The organism is Escherichia sp. 10290, assembly GCF_030295155.1.
In the GTDB taxonomy this organism is placed as follows: domain Bacteria; phylum Pseudomonadota; class Gammaproteobacteria; order Enterobacterales; family Enterobacteriaceae; genus Escherichia; species Escherichia coli_F.
Window position 1 is genome coordinate 4,169,686 of sequence record NZ_AP025741.1, and the last position, 21,041, is coordinate 4,190,726.

Here is a 21,041-nt window from a genome sequence, read left to right on the forward strand (position 1 = left end):
ACTGTATTACAGAACCGCTTTCTCTACAACGCGAACCAGCGTCCAGGATTTAGTCTTGGACAGCGGACGGCATTCGCGGATTTCAACCACGTCACCGATACCGCATTCGTTGTTCTCGTCATGTACGTGCAGTTTGGTCGTACGCTTGATGAATTTACCGTAGATCGGGTGTTTCACAAAACGTTCGATAGCAACAACAATGGATTTCTCCATTTTGTCGCTAACAACGCGACCTTGCAGAGTACGGATTTTATCGGTCATTACGCACCCGCCTTCTCGTTCAGTAAAGTCTTAACGCGTGCGACATCGCGACGCACTTGCTTCAACAGGTGAGACTGTTGCAGCTGGCCACTTGCAGCCTGCATACGCAGGTTGAACTGCTCACGCAGCAGGTTCAGCAGCTCGGTGTTCAGCTCTTCAACGCTCTTCTCACGCAGCTCTTTTGCTTTCATTACATCACCGTCTTAGTTACAAAGGTGGTTTTAATCGGCAGTTTCGCTGCTGCCAGCTTGAATGCTTCACGGGCCAGCTCTTCCGGAACACCGTCCATTTCATACAGGACTTTACCCGGCTGAATCAAGGCAACCCAATACTCCACGTTACCTTTACCTTTACCCATACGCACTGCCAGCGGCTTTTCAGTGATCGGTTTGTCCGGGAACACACGGATCCAGATCTTACCTTGACGCTTAACTGCACGGGTCATAGCACGACGTGCTGCTTCGATCTGACGTGCAGTCAGACGACCACGGCCAACAGCTTTCAGACCGAAGCTGCCGAAGCTAACATCCGTACCCTGCGCCAGACCGCGGTTACGGCCTTTGTGCATTTTACGGAATTTTGTACGCTTTGGTTGTAACATCAGCGACGCTCCTTATTTACGGCCTTTACGCTGCTGCTTTTTAGGCTGAGCAGCCGGTTTTTCCGGTTGTTCAACAGCAGCCATACCACCCAGGATCTCGCCTTTGAAGATCCACACTTTAACGCCGATTACACCGTAAGTGGTGTGCGCTTCAGAGGTGTTGTAGTCGATGTCAGCACGCAGAGTGTGCAGCGGTACGCGACCTTCGCGGTACCATTCGGTACGTGCGATTTCCGCGCCGCCCAGACGGCCGCTAACTTCAACTTTAATACCTTTAGCGCCCAGACGCATTGCGTTCTGTACAGCACGCTTCATAGCACGACGGAACATAACGCGACGTTCCAGCTGAGAAGTGATGCTGTCAGCAACCAGTTTTGCGTCCAGTTCAGGCTTACGAACTTCGGCGATGTTGATCTGTGCAGGAACGCCAGCGATGTCCGCTACGACCTTACGCAGTTTTTCTACGTCTTCACCTTTTTTACCGATAACGATACCCGGGCGAGCAGTGTGAATGGTTACACGGATGCTCTTAGCCGGACGCTCGATAACGATACGAGATACGGACGCTTTAGCCAGTTCCTTAGTCAGGTACTGACGTACTTTAAAATCGCTGTCCAGGTTGTCAGCGAATTCTTTGGTGTTCGCAAACCAGGTAGAGTTCCATGGTTTTACAATACCCAGGCGAATACCATTAGGATGTACTTTCTGACCCATTGCTAGTCTCCAGAGTCTCAGCGATCGGACACAACCACAGTGATGTGGCTGGTGCGCTTCAGGATGCGATCTGCACGACCTTTTGCACGCGGCATAATGCGCTTCATGCTCGGGCCTTCGTCTACGAAAATTTTCGTAACTTTCAGATCGTCAATGTCAGCGCCATCGTTGTGTTCAGCGTTAGCAATGGCAGATTCCAGAACTTTCTTGACCAGTACAGCCGCTTTCTTGTTGGTGTAGGTCAAAATATCCAGAGCCTGCGACACTTTCTTACCGCGAATCAGGTCAGCAACAAGGCGAACCTTCTGAGCAGAAGAACGAGCATGGCGATGTTTAGCGATAGTTTCCATCTCTTCCTCCTACCTTATTTCTTCTTCGCTTTTTTATCAGCAGCGTGGCCGCGATAAGTACGAGTCGGTGCGAATTCACCCAGTTTGTGACCGACCATTTCGTCGGTTACAAATACCGGAACGTGCTGACGACCATTATGGACAGCGATGGTCAAACCGATCATGTTAGGAAAGATCGTTGAACGACGGGACCAAGTGCGCAGGGGCTTCTTGTCTCCGCTTTCCACCGCTTTCTCTACCTTCTTCAGCAAGTGCAGGTCAATAAAAGGACCTTTCTTGAGAGAACGTGGCATGGCTTATCCTCTAAAATTATTTGCTACGGCGACGTACGATGAATTTATCAGTACGCTTGTTGCTGCGGGTCTTCTTACCTTTGGTCTGAACGCCCCACGGAGTTACCGGGTGCTTACCAAAGTTACGACCTTCACCACCACCATGTGGGTGGTCTACCGGGTTCATCGCGGTACCGCGAACGGTCGGACGAACACCACGCCAGCGTGCAGCACCTGCTTTACCCAGAACGCGCAGCATATGCTCAGCATTGCCAACTTCGCCCAGAGTTGCACGGCAGTCTGCTTCTACTTTACGCATTTCACCAGAACGCAGACGCAGGGTGACATAAGCACCATCACGAGCAACGATCTGAACGTAAGTACCAGCGGAACGTGCCAGCTGACCGCCTTTACCTGGTTTCATTTCTACGTTATGAACAGTAGAACCAACCGGGATGTTGCGCATCGGCAGGGTGTTACCTGGTTTGATTGCAGCATCAACGCCAGACTGAATCTGGTCGCCAGCTTTCAGGCCTTTAGGGGCCAGGATGTAACGGCGTTCACCGTCTTTGTACAGAACCAGCGCGATGTTCGCGGAACGGTTCGGATCGTACTCAAGACGTTCAACAACTGCCGGGATACCGTCTTTGTTGCGTTTGAAGTCAACAATACGGTAAGCCTGCTTGTGGCCACCACCGATATGACGAGTGGTGATACGGCCATTGTTGTTACGACCACCGGATTTGCTGTTTTTTTCCAGCAACGGAGCAAAAGGTTTGCCCTTGTGCAGCTCAGGGTTAACCACTTTAACAACGTGGCGACGACCCGGAGATGTCGGTTTACATTTAACAACTGCCATTGTATTACTCCTCCGACTTACTCAGCGCCGCCAACGAAGTCCAGATTCTGGCCTTCTTTCAGGGTGACGTAAGCTTTTTTCCAGTCGCTACGACGACCGATACGCTGTCCGTGACGTTTAACTTTCCCTTTAACTACCAGGGTGTTAACGACTTCGACTTCGACTTCAAACAGTTTCTGCACAGCAGCTTTGATTTCTGCTTTGGTCGCGTCTTTAGCAACTTTGAGTACGATGGTGTTGGATTTTTCCATCGCAGTAGACGCTTTTTCAGAAACGTGCGGTGCACGCAGCACCTTCAGCAGACGTTCTTCACGAATCATGCCAGCATCTCCTCAACTTGCTTAACAGCATCAGCAGTCATTACGACTTTGTCGAAGGCGATCAGGCTAACCGGGTCGATACCAGTTGCATCGCGTACGTCAACCTTGTGCAGGTTGCGCGCAGCCAGGAACAGGTTTTCGTCCAGCTCACCGGTGATGATCAGCACATCTTCCAGAGCCATGTCTTTCAGTTTCTGTGCCAGCAGCTTAGTTTTCGGCGCTTCTACAGAGAACTTCTCGACAACGATCAGACGATCCTGACGTACCAGTTCGGACAGGATGCTTTTCAGCGCGCCGCGGTACATCTTCTTGTTAACTTTTTGACTGTGGTCCTGCGGACGAGCAGCAAAGGTCACGCCACCAGAACGCCAGATCGGGCTCTTGATAGAACCAGAACGCGCACGGCCGGTGCCTTTCTGGCGCCACGGTTTTTTACCGGAACCAGTTACTTCAGCACGAGTCTTCTGAGCACGAGTACCCTGACGAGCACCAGCTGCATAAGCAACAACAACCTGGTGAACCAGCGCTTCGTTGAAATCACGACCGAAGGTAGTTTCGGAAACAGTCAGCGCGCTCTGCGCGTCTTTCAATACTAATTCCATTGCTATCTCCTTACGCCTTCACAGCTGGTTTAACGATCAGGTCGCTACCGGTTGCACCCGGGACAGCACCTTTAACCAGCAGCAGGTTGCGCTCAGCGTCAACGCGTACTACGTCAAGGCTCTGAACGGTTACACGTTCGTTACCCATCTGACCTGCCATTTTCTTGCCTTTGAACACTTTGCCCGGAGTCTGGTTCTGACCGATAGAACCCGGAACGCGGTGAGACAAGGAGTTACCGTGAGTAGCGTCCTGGGTACGGAAGTTCCAGCGCTTAACGGTACCTGCGAAACCTTTACCTTTAGAGGTGCCAGTTACGTCAACTTTTTTAACGTCAGCAAACAGTTCAACGCTAATGCTCTGACCTACAGTGAACTCTTCGCCTTCAGCCAGGCGGAATTCCCACAGACCACGGCCAGCTTCTACGCCAGCTTTAGCGAAGTGGCCAGCTTCAGGCTTGGTCACACGGTTAGCTTTTTTAGCACCGGTGGTTACCTGAATAGCACGGTAGCCATCGTTAGCCAGGTCTTTAACCTGAGTAACGCGGTTTGCTTCAACTTCGATTACGGTTACTGGGATAGAAACGCCGTCTTCTGTGAAGATACGGGTCATACCCACTTTTTTACCGACTAAACCAATCATTGTTTCAACCTCTCAATCGCTCAATGACCTGATTAACCCAGGCTGATCTGCACGTCTACACCGGCAGCCAGATCCAGACGCATCAGAGCATCAACGGTTTTCTCGGTTGGCTCAACGATGTCAACCAGACGCAAGTGAGTACGGATTTCGTACTGATCGCGCGCGTCTTTGTTGACGTGCGGGGAGATCAGAACAGTGAAGCGCTCTTTGCGTGTCGGCAGCGGGATCGGACCACGGACCTGCGCACCAGTGCGCTTGGCAGTCTCGACGATTTCCGCGGTTGCTTGATCGATCAGACGATGATCAAACGCTTTCAGGCGGATACGGATTCTTTGGTTCTGCATGAGACCAGAGCTCCAATTATTTTATAAACGAAAATGATTACTCCTCAGACCCATTACGATTGATGGGAGAGTGTAACCGTTCTTACGTAGCTCCCCGATTGGGAGCATTGTTAGGTAGCCAAATTCGGCTAACTGAGGTTCAGATTGAACCTGCTGTCAACTACGACAAGCCCGCGCATTATACGCAAATCTGAGCCTGACGCAAGCATCGGGTAGAAATTAATCGCAACGCGCAGATTGCGAGCTGCATTCCACGAAATTTGTAAGGTTGTGAAGATAGCGTTTTTCACCGGAATCAGGTTAACAAATCAGCGATTTCTCTGTTGCTGAGCATCCGCAGTTATTCGATGGTGATACTCCAATTACAGAGGATGTTTTATGGACACTACCCTTCCCTTTCTGATTTTGTACGCTTGTTTATCAGCCCTACTTTTTTTCTGGGATGCAAATCATGGCTTGTTACCTGACAGATTTACGTGCCCGTTACTCTGGTCAGGTCTTTTGTTCTATCAGATTTGTAATCCTGACGGTTTAGCCGATGCGTTATGGGGGGCGATTATTGGTTACGGCACATTCGCTGTCATTTACTGGGGGTATCGCATACTGCGTCATAAAGAAGGATTAGGCTATGGTGATGTGAAGTTTCTCGCCGCCCTTGGTGCCTGGCATACATGGACCTTCTTGCCACGACTGGTTTTCCTTGCTGCCTCATTCGCTTGCGGAGCCGTAGTTATTGGTCTGCTCATGAGAGGAAAAGAGTCATTAAAAAACCCGCTGCCGTTTGGGCCATTTCTGGCGGCTGCGGGTTTCGTTGTAGGCTGGGATAGTTTGCTGGCAGGCCGTTAATCTTTAACTTTTATTTGTGATTGCAGGTAATTTTGTAAACCGATTTTACCGATGAGATCCAGCTCAGTTTCGAGCCAGTCAATATGACCTTCTTCATCGGCAAGGATCTCGATCATCATATCACGGCTAACATAGTCATGAACGCTGTCGGCATACGCGATAGCCTCACGGAGATCCTTCGCGCCTTCCAGTTCTAATCGCAGGTCGGATTGCAGCATCTCCTCGACATCTTCACCAATCCCCAGTTTGCCTAAATCCTGTAAGTTAGGGATTCCTTCTAAAAACAAAATACGCTCGATATATTTATCAGCGTGTTTCATCTCATCAATAGATTCATGGTATTCGACGTCATTGAGACGCATCAGGCCCCAGTTTTTAAACATCCGGGCATGGAGAAAATACTGATTGATTGCGACAAGCTCATTTCCCAATAGTTTATTGAGATAATTTATGATTTTAACATCACCTTTCATTTTATAGTCCCTCCGCTTCCACTATTAGAGCGTAGATGGGGCTAGCGGGATGTCAAAAAATAAGCGTGGGCTTCAGGCAATCTCTTTAAATTCTGGCATCTGCATCAACTCGTCCTGCATCACTTCGCGCGCGGCGCGAATGCACTTACCGCATTGATTTCCCACAGGAATAAACTTACGCAATTGTTGGAAAGATTGCGGATGAAACTGACGGACTGCCTGGCGAATTTTTTTGTCACTTACACCATTACACAAACAAACGTACATGATTGCTCCCGTTCAAATTCTGCGCAAAGTGTAAATGAGAATGGTTATGATTACAATAGCACAGTTTAATTTGCGCCATAGTTCAGCGAGTGAAATTACGACTAAATATTTCGAGCTCAAATTACGGGCAGCAAAAAGGGCGCCGAAGCGCCCTTTTTAATTCGAAACTAATTAACGTGTAATTAGCCCAGAACTTTAGCAACAACGCCCGCGCCAACGGTACGGCCGCCTTCACGGATTGCGAAACGCAGACCGTCGTCCATCGCGATCGGGTGGATCAGGGTAACAACCATTTTGATGTTGTCGCCCGGCATTACCATCTCTACGCCTTCCGGCAGTTCGATGGTACCAGTCACGTCAGTAGTACGGAAGTAGAACTGCGGACGGTAGCCTTTGAAGAACGGAGTATGACGGCCGCCTTCATCTTTGGACAGAATGTACACTTCAGATTCGAACTTGGTGTGCGGCTTGATGGTGCCCGGCTTAGCCAGTACCTGACCACGTTCGATTTCTTCACGTTTGATACCACGCAGCAGAACACCTACGTTCTCACCAGCACGGCCTTCGTCCAGCAGTTTGCGGAACATTTCAACGCCAGTACAGGTAGACTTCTGAGTCTCTTTGATACCAACGATTTCAACTTCTTCACCAACTTTGATGATACCGCGTTCTACACGACCGGTTACTACGGTACCACGACCGGAGATGGAGAATACGTCTTCGATCGGCAGCAGGAACGGCTTGTCAATCGCACGCTCTGGTTCCGGAATGTAAGAATCCAGGAAGCCAGCCAGTTCCAGGATTTTCGCTTCCCACTCTGCGTCGCCTTCCAGCGCTTTCAGAGCAGAACCACGAACGATCGGAGTGTCGTCGCCCGGGAAGTCGTACTGAGACAGAAGTTCACGAACTTCCATTTCAACCAGTTCCAGCAGCTCTTCGTCATCAACCATGTCGCATTTGTTCAGGAACACGATGATGTACGGAACGCCTACCTGACGACCCAGCAGGATGTGCTCACGAGTCTGCGGCATCGGGCCGTCAGTCGCAGCAACTACCAGGATCGCGCCGTCCATCTGAGCAGCACCGGTGATCATGTTTTTAACATAGTCGGCGTGCCCCGGGCAGTCTACGTGTGCGTAGTGACGGGTCGGGGTGTCATATTCAACGTGAGAAGTGTTGATGGTGATACCACGAGCTTTTTCTTCCGGCGCGTTATCGATCTGGTCGAATGCACGGGCAGCACCGCCGTAGGTTTTAGCCAGTACGGTGGTGATTGCAGCGGTCAGAGTAGTTTTACCGTGGTCAACGTGGCCGATAGTACCAACGTTAACGTGCGGTTTTGTACGTTCAAATTTTTCTTTAGACACGGCTATATTCCTTACTATAGTGCTCTCCCCTTCAGGAGAGAGCACGGGACTTTGGTATTAACCCTTAGGCTTATTTACCACGGGCTTCAATTACGGCCTGAGCAACGTTACTCGGCGCTTCATCATACTTCAGGAATTCCATGGTGTATGATGCACGACCTTTGGTCAGAGAACGCAGCTGAGTTGCATATCCGAACATTTCAGACAGCGGTACTTCAGCGTGGATCTTAACGCCAGTAACTTCAGATTCCTGACCTTTGAGCATACCACGACGACGGCTCAAGTCACCGATAACGTCACCGGTGTTCTCTTCCGGAGTTTCTACTTCAACCTTCATGATCGGCTCAAGCAGAACTGGTTTCGCTTTCTTAAAGCCTTCTTTAAAGGCGATAGAAGCTGCCAGTTTAAACGCCAGTTCAGAGGAGTCAACGTCATGGTAAGAACCGAAGTGCAGACGAATACCCATGTCTACTACCGGGTAGCCTGCCAGCGGACCTGCTTTCAGCTGTTCCTGGATACCTTTATCAACGGCCGGGATGTATTCGCCAGGGATTACACCACCTTTAATGTCGTTGATGAACTCGTAGCCTTTCGGGTTTGAACCCGGCTCCAGCGGGTACATGTCGATAACAACATGACCATACTGACCACGACCACCAGACTGTTTCGCGTGTTTACCTTCAACATCAGTAACTTTCTGGCGGATAGTTTCACGGTAAGCAACCTGCGGTTTACCTACGTTCGCTTCAACGTTGAATTCACGCTTCATACGGTCAACGATGATGTCGAGGTGCAGTTCGCCCATACCCGCGATGATGGTCTGGTTAGATTCTTCGTCAGTCCATACACGGAAAGACGGGTCTTCTTTAGCCAGACGGCCCAGAGCCAGACCCATTTTTTCCTGGTCAGCTTTGGTTTTCGGTTCAACTGCGATGGAGATTACCGGCTCAGGGAATTCCATACGTTCCAGAATGATCGGCGCATCCGGGTCACACAGAGTGTCACCAGTGGTTACGTCTTTCAGACCGATTGCAGCAGCGATGTCGCCCGCGCGAACTTCTTTGATCTCTTCACGTTTGTTAGCGTGCATCTGAACGATACGACCGAAACGCTCACGTGCAGCTTTCACGGAGTTCAGTACGGTATCACCAGAGTTAACCACACCGGAGTAAACACGGAAGAAGGTCAGGTTACCAACAAACGGGTCGGTAGCGATTTTGAACGCCAGTGCAGAGAACGGCTCGTCATCACTTGCGTGACGTTCAGCCGGAGTGTCTTTACCGTCGTCCAGGATACCGTTGATCGCAGGTACGTCAACCGGGGATGGCAGGTAATCAATTACCGCATCCAGCATCGCCTGAACACCTTTGTTCTTGAACGCAGAACCACAGGTTACCAGGATGATTTCGTTGTTCAGAACGCGCTGACGCAGAGCACCTTTAATCTCTTCTTCAGTCAGTTCTTCACCACCCAGGTATTTTTCCATCAGCTCTTCAGAAGCTTCAGCTGCGGATTCGATCAGGTTCTGGTGCCATTCGTTAGCCAGTTCAACCATATCTGCCGGGATATCTTCGTATTCGAAGGTTACGCCCTGGTCAGCGTCGTTCCAGTTGATAGCTTTCATTTTCACCAGGTCAACAACACCGGTGAAATGTTCTTCAGCACCAATCGCCAGCTGCAGCGGAACCGGGTTCGCGCCCAGACGGGTTTTGATCTGGTTAACAACTTTCAGGAAGTTCGCACCCATGCGGTCCATTTTGTTAACGAACGCAATGCGCGGAACTTTATATTTGTTTGCCTGACGCCATACGGTTTCAGACTGCGGCTGAACACCACCAACTGCGCAGTAAACCATTACCGCACCATCGAGAACACGCATGGAACGTTCTACTTCGATTGTGAAGTCAACGTGCCCCGGGGTGTCGATGATGTTGATGCGATGCGGCTCATACTGCTTAGCCATACCAGACCAGAATGCAGTAGTTGCAGCGGAAGTGATGGTAATACCACGTTCCTGCTCCTGCTCCATCCAGTCCATGGTTGCAGCGCCGTCATGAACTTCACCGATTTTATGGTTTACACCGGTGTAGAACAGAATACGTTCGGTAGTAGTGGTTTTACCGGCGTCGATGTGCGCACTGATACCGATGTTACGGTAGCGTGCGATGGGTGTTGTACGAGCCATTTGTTTCCTCGTTTATCTTTTAGGCGTTCAATTTAAGTAGCCCAAAGCGGGCTGCTTACTGGAAGCGCCCGCCTGGTGACTAAAACTCCGAAGGGATTACCAACGGTAGTGTGCGAACGCCTTGTTGGCTTCGGCCATACGGTGAACGTCTTCACGTTTCTTAACTGCAGTACCTTTGTTTTCTGCAGCATCAGAAAGTTCGTTCGCCAGGCGCAGAGCCATGGATTTATCACCGCGTTTACGAGCAGCTTCAACGATCCAACGCATTGCCAGAGCATTACGACGAACCGGACGGACTTCAACTGGTACCTGATAAGTAGAACCACCAACGCGGCGAGACTTAACTTCTACAGTCGGGCGCACGTTTTCGAGAGCTACTTCGAATGCTTCCAGTTCAGATTTACCAGAACGCTGAGCCAGGGTCTCCAGCGCGCTGTATACGATAGATTCGGCAGTAGATTTTTTACCATCTACCATCAGGATATTTACAAATTTAGCCAGCAGTTCTGATCCGAACTTCGGATCCGGCAGAATTTTACGCTGACCAATGACGCGACGACGTGGCATGGAAATACTCCGTTGTTAATTCAGGATTGTCCAAAACTCTACGAGTTTAGTTTGACATTTAAGTTAAAACGTTTGGCCTTACTTAACGGAGAACCATTAAGCCTTAGGACGCTTCACGCCATACTTGGAACGAGCCTGCTTACGGTCTTTAACGCCGGAGCAGTCAAGCGCACCACGTACGGTGTGGTAACGAACACCCGGGAGGTCTTTAACACGACCACCACGGATCAGGATCACGGAGTGCTCCTGCAGGTTGTGACCTTCACCACCGATGTAGGAAGTCACTTCGAAACCGTTAGTCAGACGAACACGGCATACTTTACGCAGCGCGGAGTTCGGTTTTTTAGGAGTGGTAGTATATACACGAGTACATACGCCACGTTTTTGCGGGCATGCTTCCAGCGCAGGCACGTTGCTTTTCGCAACTTTGCGAGCACGTGGTTTGCGTACCAGCTGGTTAACTGTTGCCATTAAATAGCTCCTGGTTTTAGCTTTTGCTTCGTAAACACGTAATAAAACGTCCTCACACAATATGAGGACGCCGAATTTTAGGGCGATGCCGAAAAGGTGTCAAGAAATATACAACGATCCCGCCATCACCAGGCCATCTGGCTGGAGTGCTTAACCGTAAGTCTGACGAAATCAGTATAGTCAATGGGAATGATGTCGTTCGAAATTTGACCAGTCAAACCGCGGGCAATAAGGTCTTCGTTCAGGGCATAGACCTTAATGGGGGCATTACGCAGACTTTCAAGGTAGCGGTTACCGTCAACTGCGGCAGTTACACCATCTTGCAATAATAGCAGTTCGTCGCCTTCACTGAGTAGACGCAACAGCGCAGCAAAATCCGTCAGCCAGGGTGAACGATGTAATGTGTGCAGCATAAACGCCTCAAAACCTCAAAATAACATCGTAGTTGGCGAGTTCGCGGCGTAAGACATCTGCTTCGAGCGGCGTGGCTTCGACAACAAAGGGGGTCTGCGGATCTAACCCGCGTTCGCGCAGTGAAGCCGCACAAACCCAGCACTGTTCAATGTCGTACAGACCCAACAATTTAAAAGTGGCAATGTAATCACGCGCCAGCACTGCATCGGGCTTTTGTCCTGGCAACAGCTGAAAAACGCCATCAGCAATAAAGAAGACAGCCAGATCGTCAGTTAATGCGGAAGTTGCCAGTAAAGCATCTAAACCTTCCCGGCCTGCAGCGGTACCATGAGGCGCAGTAGAAAAAACAAACGCAATTCGTTTCATCAGAACTGTACCACCCTGTCACAGGTCAGCGAGGCTTCCGCCAGCGCGCCAAGTCCACTTAAGGTAAATCCCGGCTGAAGGTTTGACGAGGCCAATCGCAGCCTTCCTGCTTCAGTTTCATCGACGATACCGCGGCGTAACGCTGCCGCTACGCAGATATTCAGCGCCACACCATGTTGCGCATTCAGTTGTTGCCAGCCGCGCACAAGGTCAAATTCGTCGCTTGCCGGTGAGGTCAATTGGTTAGCGTTATAGACCCCTTCCCGATAGAAAAAGACGCTGCTTAGTTCATGGCCTTCTGCTATCAGCGCCTGCGCAAACTGAAAAGCACTACTCGCCTGTTGCGTACCGTATGCTGGTCCGGTCACCACGATGGCAAAACGCATTACTTATCTTGCCCCTGGAAATCACCGCTCTTGAACTGGCGGATGTAGAGATAGACAGTGTGTTTGGAGATGTTCAGGCGGTCAGCAACCTGGTTGATCGCATCTTTAATATCGAAGATCCCTTTCTCGTAGAGATTTAGCACGATCTGACGATTTTTGGCGTTATTAGAAACATTGCGATCGGCATTCACTTCTTCGATGGTGAACTCCAGCGTTTGGGTAACCAGATCTTCAACAGAAGAGGCAAAGTTGACGCTTGAACCGACATCCGGGGTTTCTGGCGGCACAAAAGTGCTCATAATCTGCGAGAAGGGAACATCAAGATTCATATTGATGCACAGCAGACCAATTACACGCTGTTCGCGGTTACGAATCGCGATAGTCAGGGACTTCATTAATACGCCGCTTTTGGCGCGAGTAAAGTAGCATTTAGAAACGCTGCTATCCGCTCCCGTCATATCGTGCAGCATACGTAGCGCCAGGTCGGTAATTGGCGAACCAATCTTCCGGCCTGTATGTTCACCGTTAGCAATGCGAATGGCTGAACATTTTAGATCCTGCAAAGAGTGCAAAACGATTTCACAGTGGGAGCCAATAAGCATCGCTAACCCGTCCACCACCGCTTCGTAGGATTTCAGAATATCAAAATCGGTCTGGTCGAAAGGACGTTGATCCAGTAAATCCAACTCACTGGTTTCGTTGGTTAAAAGCGACCTGGACATGAAAAAAAACACTCCTTTTCAGGAGCCTGTCGTTAACTTTTCAGGGCAGGCTCATTAATGATGCGGGTAACTAAATTAATACAGCGGAGGTTCCGCTTTCCAGCACTAATTATATCCGGCCTGTAATAAAAAAACCGCCGCCTGGTCAGGCGGCGGTTCTTAATGCTTATTTTTTAGCAGAATCTGCGGCTTTCGCATCAGCTTCCGGCTTTGCATCAGCCTTCGGCGCTGGTTTCACATCCAGCAGCTCTACGTCAAACACCAGGGTAGAATTCGGTGGGATCCCCGGAACACCCGCTTTGCCGTAAGCCAATTCTGGTGGAATAACCAGTTTGATCTTACCGCCTTTCTTGATGTTCTTCAGACCTTCTGTCCAACCCGGAATAACACCGTCCAGACGGAAAGAGAGCGGTTCACCACGGGTGTAAGAGTTGTCGAACTCTTTACCGTCGATCAGCGTACCCTTGTAGTTCACGACAACAGTATCGCTGTCTTTCGGTGCTTCGCCTTTACCGGCTTCTACTACCTGATAAACCAGACCAGTTGAAGAGGTTTTCACACCTTTCTCTTTGGCAAATTTCTCGCGGTACTCTTTACCTTTCGCTTCGTTATCTGCCGCGTCTTTTTCCATCTTCGCCTGAGCAGAAGACTTCACGCGAGCTTCGAATGCTTGCAGTGTCTGTTCGATCTCTTGGTCGGAGAGTTTGCTCTTATCAGCAAATGCATCCTGAACACCCGCGATCAGCTGATCTTTATCCAGTTTGATGCCCAGTTTTTCTTGTTCTTTAAGAGAGTTTTCCATGTAACGACCCAGCGAAGCACCCAGTGCATAAGCTGATTTCTGATCGTCATTTTTGAACGCTGCTTTGCTGTCAGCAGTTGTAGCAGGTTTTGCAGCTTCAGCAGCAAAAGTGATCGGTGCATGCAGGGCAACGGCCATTGTGGTCGCCAGCAGCGTTACTTTAAACAGTGATTTCATCCATATCTCCAGGATCGGGGCATCTCACCCCAGGGTTAACTATTATCAGAAGGGTACTATAAAGCGTTGTCGAACAAATCTACATACAGACACGCCCTATTATCATCTATTTTCAGACTCTTTTTGTTTAAATTAGTTTCGATGACCGCGAAATGAGTGCTGTCTCGGGCAGCAAAGTTAAGTAGAATCCGCGGCGACCATTCGACAAAAGAGGTGAATCATGCAGGATTTATCATTGGAAGCACGCCTGGCAGAGCTGGAGAGCCGACTGGCTTTTCAGGAAATCACCATTGAAGAACTGAACGTCACGGTGACCGCTCATGAAATGGAGATGGCGAAACTGCGCGATCATCTGCGTCTGCTGACCGAGAAGCTAAAAGCCAGCCAGCCGTCGAACATCGCGTCGCAGGCTGAAGAAACGCCACCGCCACATTATTGAGGCGTAAAAAAAGCGGGGATTCCCCGCTTTTTTGTCACTTTTTCGGTATTAGTGGCAACCGCAACCGCCGTTACCTTTACCGCCGCAGCAGCCTTCGCCACCGTGTTCATGACCGTGATCGTGGCCATGACCACCGCAGCAACCGTCGTGGTCGTGATCGTGGTGATGATCGTGCGCACCGTGAACGTGGCCATGAGCCAGCTCTTCTTCAGTCGCTTCGCGAATCGCCACAACTTCAACGTTGAATTTCAGGTTCTGACCGGCCAGCATGTGGTTACCATCAACCACGACGTGATCGTCTTCAACCGCAGTGATTTCAACCGGTACCGGACCCTGGTCGGTTTCAGCCAGGAAACGCATACCAACCTGCAGTTCATCAACGCCCATAAATACGTCTTTAGGAACGCGTTGCACCAGGTTTTCGTCGTACTGACCGTAAGCGTCGTTCGCGCCAACAGCGACATCAAATTTGTCGCCAACTTCATGACCTTCCAGCGCCGTTTCCAGGCCAGAGATCAGGGAACCGTGACCATGCAGGTAGTCCAGCGGCGCACTCACCGGAGACTCATCAACCAACACACCGTCTTCTGTACGTACCTGATAGGCCAGGCTGACCACCAGGTCTTTTGCTACTTTCATGATATCTCCTGAGCATGGGAAGAATAGTGGCGCAGATTGTAGCGGAATTCTGCAGCCGTGTACTCACTAGCTTAAAAAATCTCGGCGCATATCGCTAGTCCGGATGAAAAATCCCGATCACTTGCTCATCTTTGCGAACATGATCGCGGGCTTCTTTGTCGACTTCTCGCATCTGGTGTCCGCACTTAACGCATTCAACAATATCAATATTATTTTCGCGCCACATCGCCATTGAATCCTGCGCCTGACAGGCCGGGCATTTTGCTCCCGCAATAAAACGTTTTCGGATTGCCATCGTTATCCTCTACTCAAATTCATCCCAGCCATCCAGCTGGCGTCGTTCTTGTTGCATTTCACGCTGGAAAATCTCTTCCAGTTCGCGTCGGGCTTCCCTGGCGCGAGAAATTTGTACGGTATCGGCATGCATCGGTATGAGCTCCCGCAACATTCGCATATCCAGGCGACGAAAATGCAGTTGTGCCCGCTGTGCCTGATGCGGATGCATGCCAAGCGTGACCAGCGTTTTGCGCCCCAGCTCTAACGCACTGGAGAATGTCTCACGAGAAAACTGCGTCACCCCTGCCTGTAATAACTCATGCGCTTCCACACGTCCGCGCGCTCGCGCAAGAATATGCAAATGCGGGAAGTGTTGCTGGCAAATCTCCACCAGCTTCATGGTGTCTTCCGGTTCGTTACAGGTAATGACGATTGACTCTGCGGCCTCTGCACCCGCAGAACGTAAAAGAGCTACCTGCGTGGCGTCGCCGTAATAAACTTTGTAGCCATATTTGCGCATCAGGTTAACAGCACTGATATCCCGCTCCAGCACAGTAATGCGCATTTTATTTGCCATCAGCAAACGACCAATCACCTGACCAAAACGTCCGAAGCCCACGACTATGACCTGGGGTTTATCATCGTTGACCCACGGTTTTTCGTCTTCTTCTTCCGGTCCGTTAAACTGGCGGGATAGCCATTTATCCACCAGCTTCATCAGCAGCGGCGTGGTCATCATGGAAAGCGTCACCGTCACCAGCAATAGCGCCATCTGGTCGCCCTGGAATAAGCGTTGTGAAGAAGCGGTAGAAAAGAGGACAAAGGCAAACTCGCCGCCCTGACTCAACACGCCAGCAAACTGCATCCGCTCTGAGCTACGCACGCCATACAGCCGCGCCAGCAAATACAGCACGAGAATTTTCACCGCCACCAGCACAACCACGCTTATCACTACCCACAACAGATGGGTATAAAGCACTCCAAGGTTGAGCGACATGCCGACAGAGATAAAAAACAGTCCGAGCAGCAAGCCTTTGAACGGATCGATAGCCGTTTCCAGCTCATGGCGATATTCACTTTCCGCCAGCAGCACGCCCGCAATAAACGTACCGAGCGCCATCGACAACCCCAGCGCATCCATAAACAATGCGGAACCCAACACCAGCAGCAGTGTCGCGGCGGTGAACACTTCCCGCACACCAGAAGCTGCAATAAAACGGAATACCGGACGCAGTAAATAGCGCCCACCAATCAGCATGCCAACAAACGCCAGCACCTTCATGCCGATCTTCATCCAGTCAAAATGTTCATCTGCCGATCCCGCCAGCAGCGGTACTAACGCTAGCGCCGGGATCACCGCCAGATCCTGAAACAGCAAAACCGAAAAACCTAGCTGTCCAGATTCGCTGCGATTCATCCCTTTCTCACGCATCAATTGCAACGCCATTGCAGTGGAAGACATCGCAAGGCCAATGCCACCGACCACCGCCGCCTGCCAGGCGAAATCCGTCAGCATCAATAATCCCGCCAGCAACGCCGCGCTTAACAGCACCTGTGCCGCGCCTACGCCAAAAATCGAACGCCGCAGTTGCCAAAGCTTGGAGGGATTCAACTCAAGGCCGATGATAAACATCAGGAACACCACGCCGAGTTCCGAAAAGTGGAGGATCTCATCGACGTCGCTAATAAACCCTAGCCCCCACGGGCCAATTGCAATCCCTGCCAGCAAATATCCCAACACAGCGCCAATACCCAGCCGCGATGCCAACGGCACCGCAGCCACCGCCGCGAAGAGAAACAGCACTCCTGCGAGTAAAAAATCGGAACCTTCCATCAGCAGCCTCCTGGAGACAGCGGATTTGCCAGCCAGTCACCGTAGGCTCTGGCGTGACTCGCCAGCTCCTGTGCGCTTTGCCGTCTCGCCCAGTAAATAATGATGGGACTTAACCAATGCATCCGGCACATGCCCGCCGCCAGCTCAAAGGGGCGCAGAACATCGCTCATCGGGTAGCGATTCAATGCGTCATAACGGTAAGCACTTTCCGGCTCGCCGGTGGTAATCACGCTACGCCAGTACTTTCCCGCCAGTTGGTTTCCTCCCGGCCCGCTGGCAAAACCACGGCTTAATACCCGATCCAGCCACTCTTTCAGTAGCGCCGGGCAGCTATAGGTATAAAGAGGGTGCTGAAAGACAATCACCTCGTGCTCGCGCAGTAATGCCTGCTCACGGGGGATATCAATAAAAAAATCGGGATAGTGTGCATAAAGGTCGTGCACGGTAACATTGCTGAGCTGCGTGGCCGGTTTAAGCAGTACCCGGTTTGCCACCGAGTCCTGAGATTCCGGATGGGCATACAGCAGCAAAACTTTCGCTGGCTGAGACATCATCCCCCTCCCGGTATGGTTTTTGTGTATAGTCGCTGTTTTGGGCTACCATTGCGCCCGGTGCGGCAGCTCGCCCATACATTACATTATCATAATGATAAGTTAACATAGTCTGAACATACGGCGCCTTATGATTGTTTTCTCCTCGTTACAAATTCGTCGCGGCGTGCGCGTCCTGCTGGATAATGCCACCGCCACCATCAACCCCGGGCAGAAAGTTGGCCTGGTGGGTAAAAACGGCTGTGGTAAATCTACCCTGCTGGCATTGCTGAAAAATGAAATCAGCGCCGACGGCGGCAGCTACACCTTTCCAGGAAGCTGGCAACTGGCGTGGGTGAATCAGGAAACACCAGCGCTACCGCAAGCGGCGCTGGAATATGTCATTGACGGCGACCGTGAATATCGTCAACTGGAAGCGCAGCTACACGACGCCAACGAACGTAACGACGGGCACGCCATTGCGACCATTCATGGCAAGCTGGATGCTATTGACGCATGGAGTATTCGCTCCCGCGCCGCCAGCCTACTGCACGGCCTCGGTTTCAGCAATGAACAACTGGAGCGCCCGGTAAGTGATTTCTCCGGTGGCTGGCGTATGCGTCTCAACCTCGCCCAGGCGCTGATTTGCCGTTCAGACTTGCTGCTGCTCGACGAACCAACTAACCACCTCGATCTCGATGCTGTTATCTGGCTGGAAAAATGGCTGAAGAGCTATCAGGGCACGCTGATCCTGATCTCCCACGACCGCGACTTCCTCGATCCGATTGTTGATAAAATTATTCATATCGAACAACAAAACATGTTCGAGTACACCGGCAACTACAGCTCGTTTGAAGTACAGCGCGCCACCCGTCTGGCGCAGCAACAGGCGATGTATGAAAGCCAGCAAGAGCGCGTGGCACATCTGCAAAGTTATATCGACCGTTTCCGTGCCAAAGCCACCAAAGCGAAGCAGGCCCAGAGTCGTATTAAGATGCTCGAGCGTATGGAGCTGATTGCCCCAGCGCACGTCGACAACCCGTTCCGTTTTAGCTTCCGCGCGCCGGAAAGCCTGCCTAATCCGTTGTTGAAAATGGAAAAGGTCAGCGCAGGTTATGGCGATCGCATTATTCTCGACTCGATTAAACTGAATCTGGTGCCAGGTTCGCGCATTGGTCTGTTAGGCCGCAATGGCGCGGGTAAATCGACATTAATCAAACTGTTAGCCGGAGAACTTGCGCCTGTCAGCGGTGAAATTGGCCTGGCGAAAGGGATCAAACTCGGTTACTTCGCCCAGCATCAACTTGAATACCTGCGCGCCGACGAATCGCCTATTCAACATCTGGCACGTTTAGCACCGCAGGAACTAGAACAAAAACTACGTGATTACCTCGGTGGCTTTGGTTTCCAGGGCGATAAAGTGACGGAAGAAACGCGCCGTTTCTCCGGTGGGGAAAAAGCCCGTCTGGTGCTGGCATTAATCGTCTGGCAGCGTCCGAATCTACTGCTGCTCGACGAACCGACTAACCACCTTGACCTCGACATGCGCCAGGCACTGACTGAAGCGTTGATCGAGTTTGAAGGCGCATTGGTTGTCGTTTCGCACGACCGCCATTTGTTGCGTTCCACCACTGACGATCTCTATCTGGTTCACGATCGTAAAGTCGAACCGTTCGACGGCGATCTGGAAGATTATCAACAGTGGTTGAGCGACGTTCAAAAGCAGGAAAACCAGACCGACGACGCGCCAAAAGAGAACGCGAACAGCGCCCAGGCACGTAAAGACCAGAAGCGTCGGGAAGCGGAGCTGCGTGCGCAAACCCAGCCACTGCGTAAAGAAATCGCCCGTCTGGAAAAAGAGATGGAGAAGCTGAACGCGCAACTGGCGCAGGCGGAAGAGAAACTCGGCGACAGCGAACTGTACGATCAAAGCCGTAAAGCGGAGTTGACCGCCTGCCTGCAACAGCAAGCCAGCGCCAAATCCGGCCTGGAAGAGTGCGAAATGGCGTGGCTGGAAGCCCAGGAGCAGCTTGAGCAGATGCTGCTGGAAGGCCAAAGCAACTGATGGCGCAGATAACGACGACCGATGCCAATGAATTCAGCAGCAGTGCTGAATTCACCCCTATGCGCGGCTTTAGCAATTGTCATCTGCAAACCATGCTGCCGCGTCTGTTTCGTCGCAAGGTGAAATTCACCCCGCACTGGCAGCGACTGGAGTTGCCCGACGGCGATTTTGTCGATCTCGCATGGAGTGAAGACCCTGCCCAGGCGAAACAGAAACCGCGTTTAGTGGTGTTTCACGGGCTGGAGGGCAGCCTCAATAGCCCTTACGCCCACGGTCTGGTCGAGGCGGCGCAAAAACGCGGCTGGCTGGGCGTGGTGATGCATTTTCGCGGATGCAGCGGTGAACCAAACCGTATGCACCGCATTTACCATTCGGGCGAAACCGAAGACGCCAGCTGGTTTTTACGCTGGCTGCAGCGCGAATTTGGACATGCGCCAACGGCTGCCGTCGGCTATTCGCTCGGCGGTAATATGCTCGCCTGTTTGCTGGCAAAAGAAGGTAATAACCTCCCGATTGATGCAGCGGTAATTGTCTCCGCGCCATTTATGCTGGAAGCCTGTAGTTATCATATGGAAAAGGGCTTTTCCCGCGTTTATCAGCGTTACTTGCTGAACCTGTTAAAAGCCAATGCTGCGCGCAAACTGGCAGCCTATCCCGGTACGCTGCCGATTAATCTCGCACAGTTAAAATCGGTACGTCGCATCCGTGAATTTGACGATCTGATCACCGCCAGAATTCACGGCTACGCTGACGCTATCGACTATTATCGTCAGTGTAGCGCCATGCCGATGCTGAACCAGATCGCCAAACCGACACTGATTATTCACGCCAAAGACGATCCGTTTATGGATCATCAGGTGATCCCGAAACCGGAAAATCTCCCCCCGCAGGTGGAGTATCAACTGACTGAACATGGTGGTCATGTTGGCTTTCTTGGCGGTACATTATTTCATCCGCAAATGTGGCTGGAGTCACGCATTCCTGACTGGTTAACAACGTATCTGGAGGCGAAATCATGTTGATTCCGTGGCAAGAACTCTCCCCCGAAACGCTGGAAAATTTAATTGAAAGTTTTGTGTTACGCGAAGGCACCGATTATGGTGAACATGAGCGTACACTTGAACAGAAAGTCGCCGACGTCAAACGCCAGCTACAGTGCGGAGAAGCGGTGCTGGTATGGTCGGAGCTGCACGAAACGGTCAATATCATGCCGCGCAGTCAGTTTCGTGAATAACCTGCAGCCGTCGGCGGA

The 21,041-nt window shown here is 51.2% G+C and carries 31 protein-coding genes; 5 read left to right on the forward strand and 26 right to left on the reverse strand.

Annotated elements, in window-relative coordinates:
• Positions 1-6: 6 nt before the first annotated feature.
• Genes rpsQ through rpsJ form a run of 11 tightly spaced genes read right to left on the reverse strand, consistent with a single transcriptional unit; the run spans position 7 to position 4,963 of the window.
• Positions 7-261: a 30S ribosomal protein S17 gene (gene rpsQ, locus QUE74_RS21110; RefSeq protein WP_000130100.1), complete on the reverse strand. Its 255-nt coding sequence runs from the start codon at positions 259-261 to the stop codon at positions 7-9.
• Positions 261-452 (reverse strand): 50S ribosomal protein L29, encoded by a 192-nt coding sequence (gene rpmC, locus QUE74_RS21115; RefSeq protein ID WP_000644741.1) that lies wholly within the window; start codon positions 450-452, stop codon positions 261-263. Before rpmC ends, rpsQ begins: the two co-directional genes overlap by 1 nt.
• Positions 452-862: a 50S ribosomal protein L16 gene (gene rplP, locus QUE74_RS21120; protein ID WP_000941212.1), complete on the reverse strand. Its 411-nt coding sequence runs from the start codon at positions 860-862 to the stop codon at positions 452-454. The genes rpmC and rplP overlap by 1 nt, the downstream gene beginning before the upstream one ends.
• A gap of 12 nt (positions 863-874) precedes the next feature.
• A complete protein-coding gene (gene rpsC, locus QUE74_RS21125) occupies positions 875-1,576 on the reverse strand; it encodes a 30S ribosomal protein S3 (protein ID WP_000529945.1) in 702 nt (233 codons plus the stop codon).
• A gap of 17 nt (positions 1,577-1,593) precedes the next feature.
• Complete coding sequence (gene rplV, locus QUE74_RS21130) at positions 1,594-1,926, reverse strand: 50S ribosomal protein L22 (RefSeq protein WP_000447529.1); 333 nt, start codon at positions 1,924-1,926, stop codon at positions 1,594-1,596.
• Positions 1,927-1,940: 14 nt separating this feature from the next.
• Positions 1,941-2,219, reverse strand: a complete 279-nt coding sequence (gene rpsS / locus QUE74_RS21135; protein ID WP_001138117.1) for a 30S ribosomal protein S19 — start codon at positions 2,217-2,219, stop codon at positions 1,941-1,943.
• 16 nt (positions 2,220-2,235) lie between these two features.
• Positions 2,236-3,057 carry a 50S ribosomal protein L2 gene (gene rplB, locus QUE74_RS21140; RefSeq protein WP_000301864.1) on the reverse strand — a complete coding sequence of 274 codons (822 nt, stop codon included), beginning with the start codon at positions 3,055-3,057 and terminating at the stop codon, positions 2,236-2,238.
• 17 nt (positions 3,058-3,074) lie between these two features.
• Positions 3,075-3,377, reverse strand: coding sequence for a 50S ribosomal protein L23 (gene rplW / locus QUE74_RS21145; protein ID WP_000617544.1), 303 nt, complete (start codon positions 3,375-3,377; stop codon positions 3,075-3,077).
• Positions 3,374-3,979, reverse strand: coding sequence for a 50S ribosomal protein L4 (rplD, locus tag QUE74_RS21150; RefSeq protein ID WP_000424395.1), 606 nt, complete (start codon positions 3,977-3,979; stop codon positions 3,374-3,376). The genes rplW and rplD overlap by 4 nt, the downstream gene beginning before the upstream one ends.
• 10 nt (positions 3,980-3,989) lie before the next feature.
• Positions 3,990-4,619, reverse strand: a complete 630-nt coding sequence (rplC, locus tag QUE74_RS21155; RefSeq protein ID WP_000579833.1) for a 50S ribosomal protein L3 — start codon at positions 4,617-4,619, stop codon at positions 3,990-3,992.
• A gap of 32 nt (positions 4,620-4,651) precedes the next feature.
• On the reverse strand, positions 4,652-4,963 hold the full coding sequence (gene rpsJ / locus QUE74_RS21160) for a 30S ribosomal protein S10 (RefSeq protein ID WP_001181004.1): 312 nt from the start codon (positions 4,961-4,963) through the stop codon (positions 4,652-4,654).
• A 378-nt stretch (positions 4,964-5,341) separates the two neighbouring features.
• Between rpsJ and QUE74_RS21165 the strand changes: the two genes are divergently transcribed.
• Complete coding sequence (locus QUE74_RS21165) at positions 5,342-5,809, forward strand: prepilin peptidase (protein ID WP_000381754.1); 468 nt, start codon at positions 5,342-5,344, stop codon at positions 5,807-5,809.
• On the opposite strand, the gene bfr is transcribed toward QUE74_RS21165, so the two are convergent.
• The 11 genes from bfr to fkpA all read right to left on the reverse strand — a co-directional run bounded on the left by bfr (position 5,806) and on the right by fkpA (position 14,006).
• Complete coding sequence (bfr, locus tag QUE74_RS21170; protein WP_000675515.1) at positions 5,806-6,282, reverse strand: bacterioferritin; 477 nt, start codon at positions 6,280-6,282, stop codon at positions 5,806-5,808. The genes QUE74_RS21165 and bfr overlap by 4 nt on opposite strands.
• Before the next feature lie 72 nt (positions 6,283-6,354).
• Complete coding sequence (bfd, locus tag QUE74_RS21175) at positions 6,355-6,549, reverse strand: bacterioferritin-associated ferredoxin (protein ID WP_000289090.1); 195 nt, start codon at positions 6,547-6,549, stop codon at positions 6,355-6,357.
• A gap of 182 nt (positions 6,550-6,731) precedes the next feature.
• Positions 6,732-7,916: an elongation factor Tu gene (gene tuf / locus QUE74_RS21180; protein WP_000031783.1), complete on the reverse strand. Its 1,185-nt coding sequence runs from the start codon at positions 7,914-7,916 to the stop codon at positions 6,732-6,734.
• A gap of 70 nt (positions 7,917-7,986) precedes the next feature.
• Positions 7,987-10,101, reverse strand: a complete 2,115-nt coding sequence (gene fusA / locus QUE74_RS21185) for an elongation factor G (RefSeq protein ID WP_000124703.1) — start codon at positions 10,099-10,101, stop codon at positions 7,987-7,989.
• Between the two features lie 96 nt (positions 10,102-10,197).
• Positions 10,198-10,668, reverse strand: a complete 471-nt coding sequence (gene rpsG / locus QUE74_RS21190) for a 30S ribosomal protein S7 (RefSeq protein ID WP_001138043.1) — start codon at positions 10,666-10,668, stop codon at positions 10,198-10,200.
• Positions 10,669-10,764: 96 nt separating this feature from the next.
• A complete protein-coding gene (gene rpsL, locus QUE74_RS21195) occupies positions 10,765-11,139 on the reverse strand; it encodes a 30S ribosomal protein S12 (RefSeq protein ID WP_000246815.1) in 375 nt (124 codons plus the stop codon).
• Positions 11,140-11,264: 125 nt separating this feature from the next.
• The gene (gene tusB / locus QUE74_RS21200; protein ID WP_000903377.1) at positions 11,265-11,552 is read right to left on the reverse strand and encodes a sulfurtransferase complex subunit TusB; all 288 of its coding nucleotides are present in this window, start codon (positions 11,550-11,552) and stop codon (positions 11,265-11,267) included.
• Positions 11,553-11,559: 7 nt separating this feature from the next.
• Positions 11,560-11,919, reverse strand: coding sequence for a sulfurtransferase complex subunit TusC (gene tusC / locus QUE74_RS21205; RefSeq protein WP_000820715.1), 360 nt, complete (start codon positions 11,917-11,919; stop codon positions 11,560-11,562).
• Positions 11,919-12,305: a sulfurtransferase complex subunit TusD gene (gene tusD / locus QUE74_RS21210; RefSeq protein ID WP_001209691.1), complete on the reverse strand. Its 387-nt coding sequence runs from the start codon at positions 12,303-12,305 to the stop codon at positions 11,919-11,921. The genes tusC and tusD overlap by 1 nt, the downstream gene beginning before the upstream one ends.
• Positions 12,305-13,027: a helix-turn-helix transcriptional regulator gene (locus QUE74_RS21215; RefSeq protein WP_000091466.1), complete on the reverse strand. Its 723-nt coding sequence runs from the start codon at positions 13,025-13,027 to the stop codon at positions 12,305-12,307. The genes tusD and QUE74_RS21215 overlap by 1 nt, the downstream gene beginning before the upstream one ends.
• 166 nt (positions 13,028-13,193) lie before the next feature.
• A complete protein-coding gene (fkpA, locus tag QUE74_RS21220; protein ID WP_000838261.1) occupies positions 13,194-14,006 on the reverse strand; it encodes an FKBP-type peptidyl-prolyl cis-trans isomerase in 813 nt (270 codons plus the stop codon).
• A 220-nt stretch (positions 14,007-14,226) separates the two neighbouring features.
• On the opposite strand from fkpA, the gene QUE74_RS21225 reads away from it, so the two are divergent.
• Positions 14,227-14,445, forward strand: coding sequence for a protein SlyX (locus QUE74_RS21225; RefSeq protein ID WP_001153615.1), 219 nt, complete (start codon positions 14,227-14,229; stop codon positions 14,443-14,445).
• A gap of 48 nt (positions 14,446-14,493) precedes the next feature.
• On the opposite strand, the gene slyD is transcribed toward QUE74_RS21225, so the two are convergent.
• The 4 genes from slyD to kefG all read right to left on the reverse strand — a co-directional run bounded on the left by slyD (position 14,494) and on the right by kefG (position 17,745).
• Positions 14,494-15,084 carry a peptidylprolyl isomerase gene (gene slyD / locus QUE74_RS21230; protein ID WP_000861334.1) on the reverse strand — a complete coding sequence of 197 codons (591 nt, stop codon included), beginning with the start codon at positions 15,082-15,084 and terminating at the stop codon, positions 14,494-14,496.
• Positions 15,085-15,178: 94 nt separating this feature from the next.
• Complete coding sequence (locus tag QUE74_RS21235; protein ID WP_001007734.1) at positions 15,179-15,379, reverse strand: YheV family putative zinc ribbon protein; 201 nt, start codon at positions 15,377-15,379, stop codon at positions 15,179-15,181.
• A gap of 9 nt (positions 15,380-15,388) precedes the next feature.
• The gene (kefB, locus tag QUE74_RS21240) at positions 15,389-17,194 is read right to left on the reverse strand and encodes a glutathione-regulated potassium-efflux system protein KefB (RefSeq protein WP_000399115.1); all 1,806 of its coding nucleotides are present in this window, start codon (positions 17,192-17,194) and stop codon (positions 15,389-15,391) included.
• Positions 17,194-17,745, reverse strand: a complete 552-nt coding sequence (gene kefG, locus QUE74_RS21245) for a glutathione-regulated potassium-efflux system ancillary protein KefG (RefSeq protein ID WP_000081823.1) — start codon at positions 17,743-17,745, stop codon at positions 17,194-17,196. The genes kefB and kefG overlap by 1 nt, the downstream gene beginning before the upstream one ends.
• A gap of 130 nt (positions 17,746-17,875) precedes the next feature.
• Between kefG and QUE74_RS21250 the strand changes: the two genes are divergently transcribed.
• From QUE74_RS21250 to QUE74_RS21260, 3 genes are read left to right on the forward strand one after another with little or no spacing between them, the layout of a single operon-like run.
• The gene (locus QUE74_RS21250) at positions 17,876-19,789 is read left to right on the forward strand and encodes an ABC transporter ATP-binding protein (protein ID WP_000634783.1); all 1,914 of its coding nucleotides are present in this window, start codon (positions 17,876-17,878) and stop codon (positions 19,787-19,789) included.
• Positions 19,789-20,811, forward strand: coding sequence for a hydrolase (locus tag QUE74_RS21255; RefSeq protein WP_000057367.1), 1,023 nt, complete (start codon positions 19,789-19,791; stop codon positions 20,809-20,811). Before QUE74_RS21250 ends, QUE74_RS21255 begins: the two co-directional genes overlap by 1 nt.
• Positions 20,805-21,023 (forward strand): YheU family protein, encoded by a 219-nt coding sequence (locus tag QUE74_RS21260; protein ID WP_000907089.1) that lies wholly within the window; start codon positions 20,805-20,807, stop codon positions 21,021-21,023. Before QUE74_RS21255 ends, QUE74_RS21260 begins: the two co-directional genes overlap by 7 nt.
• The last annotated feature ends 18 nt before the right edge of the window (positions 21,024-21,041 follow it).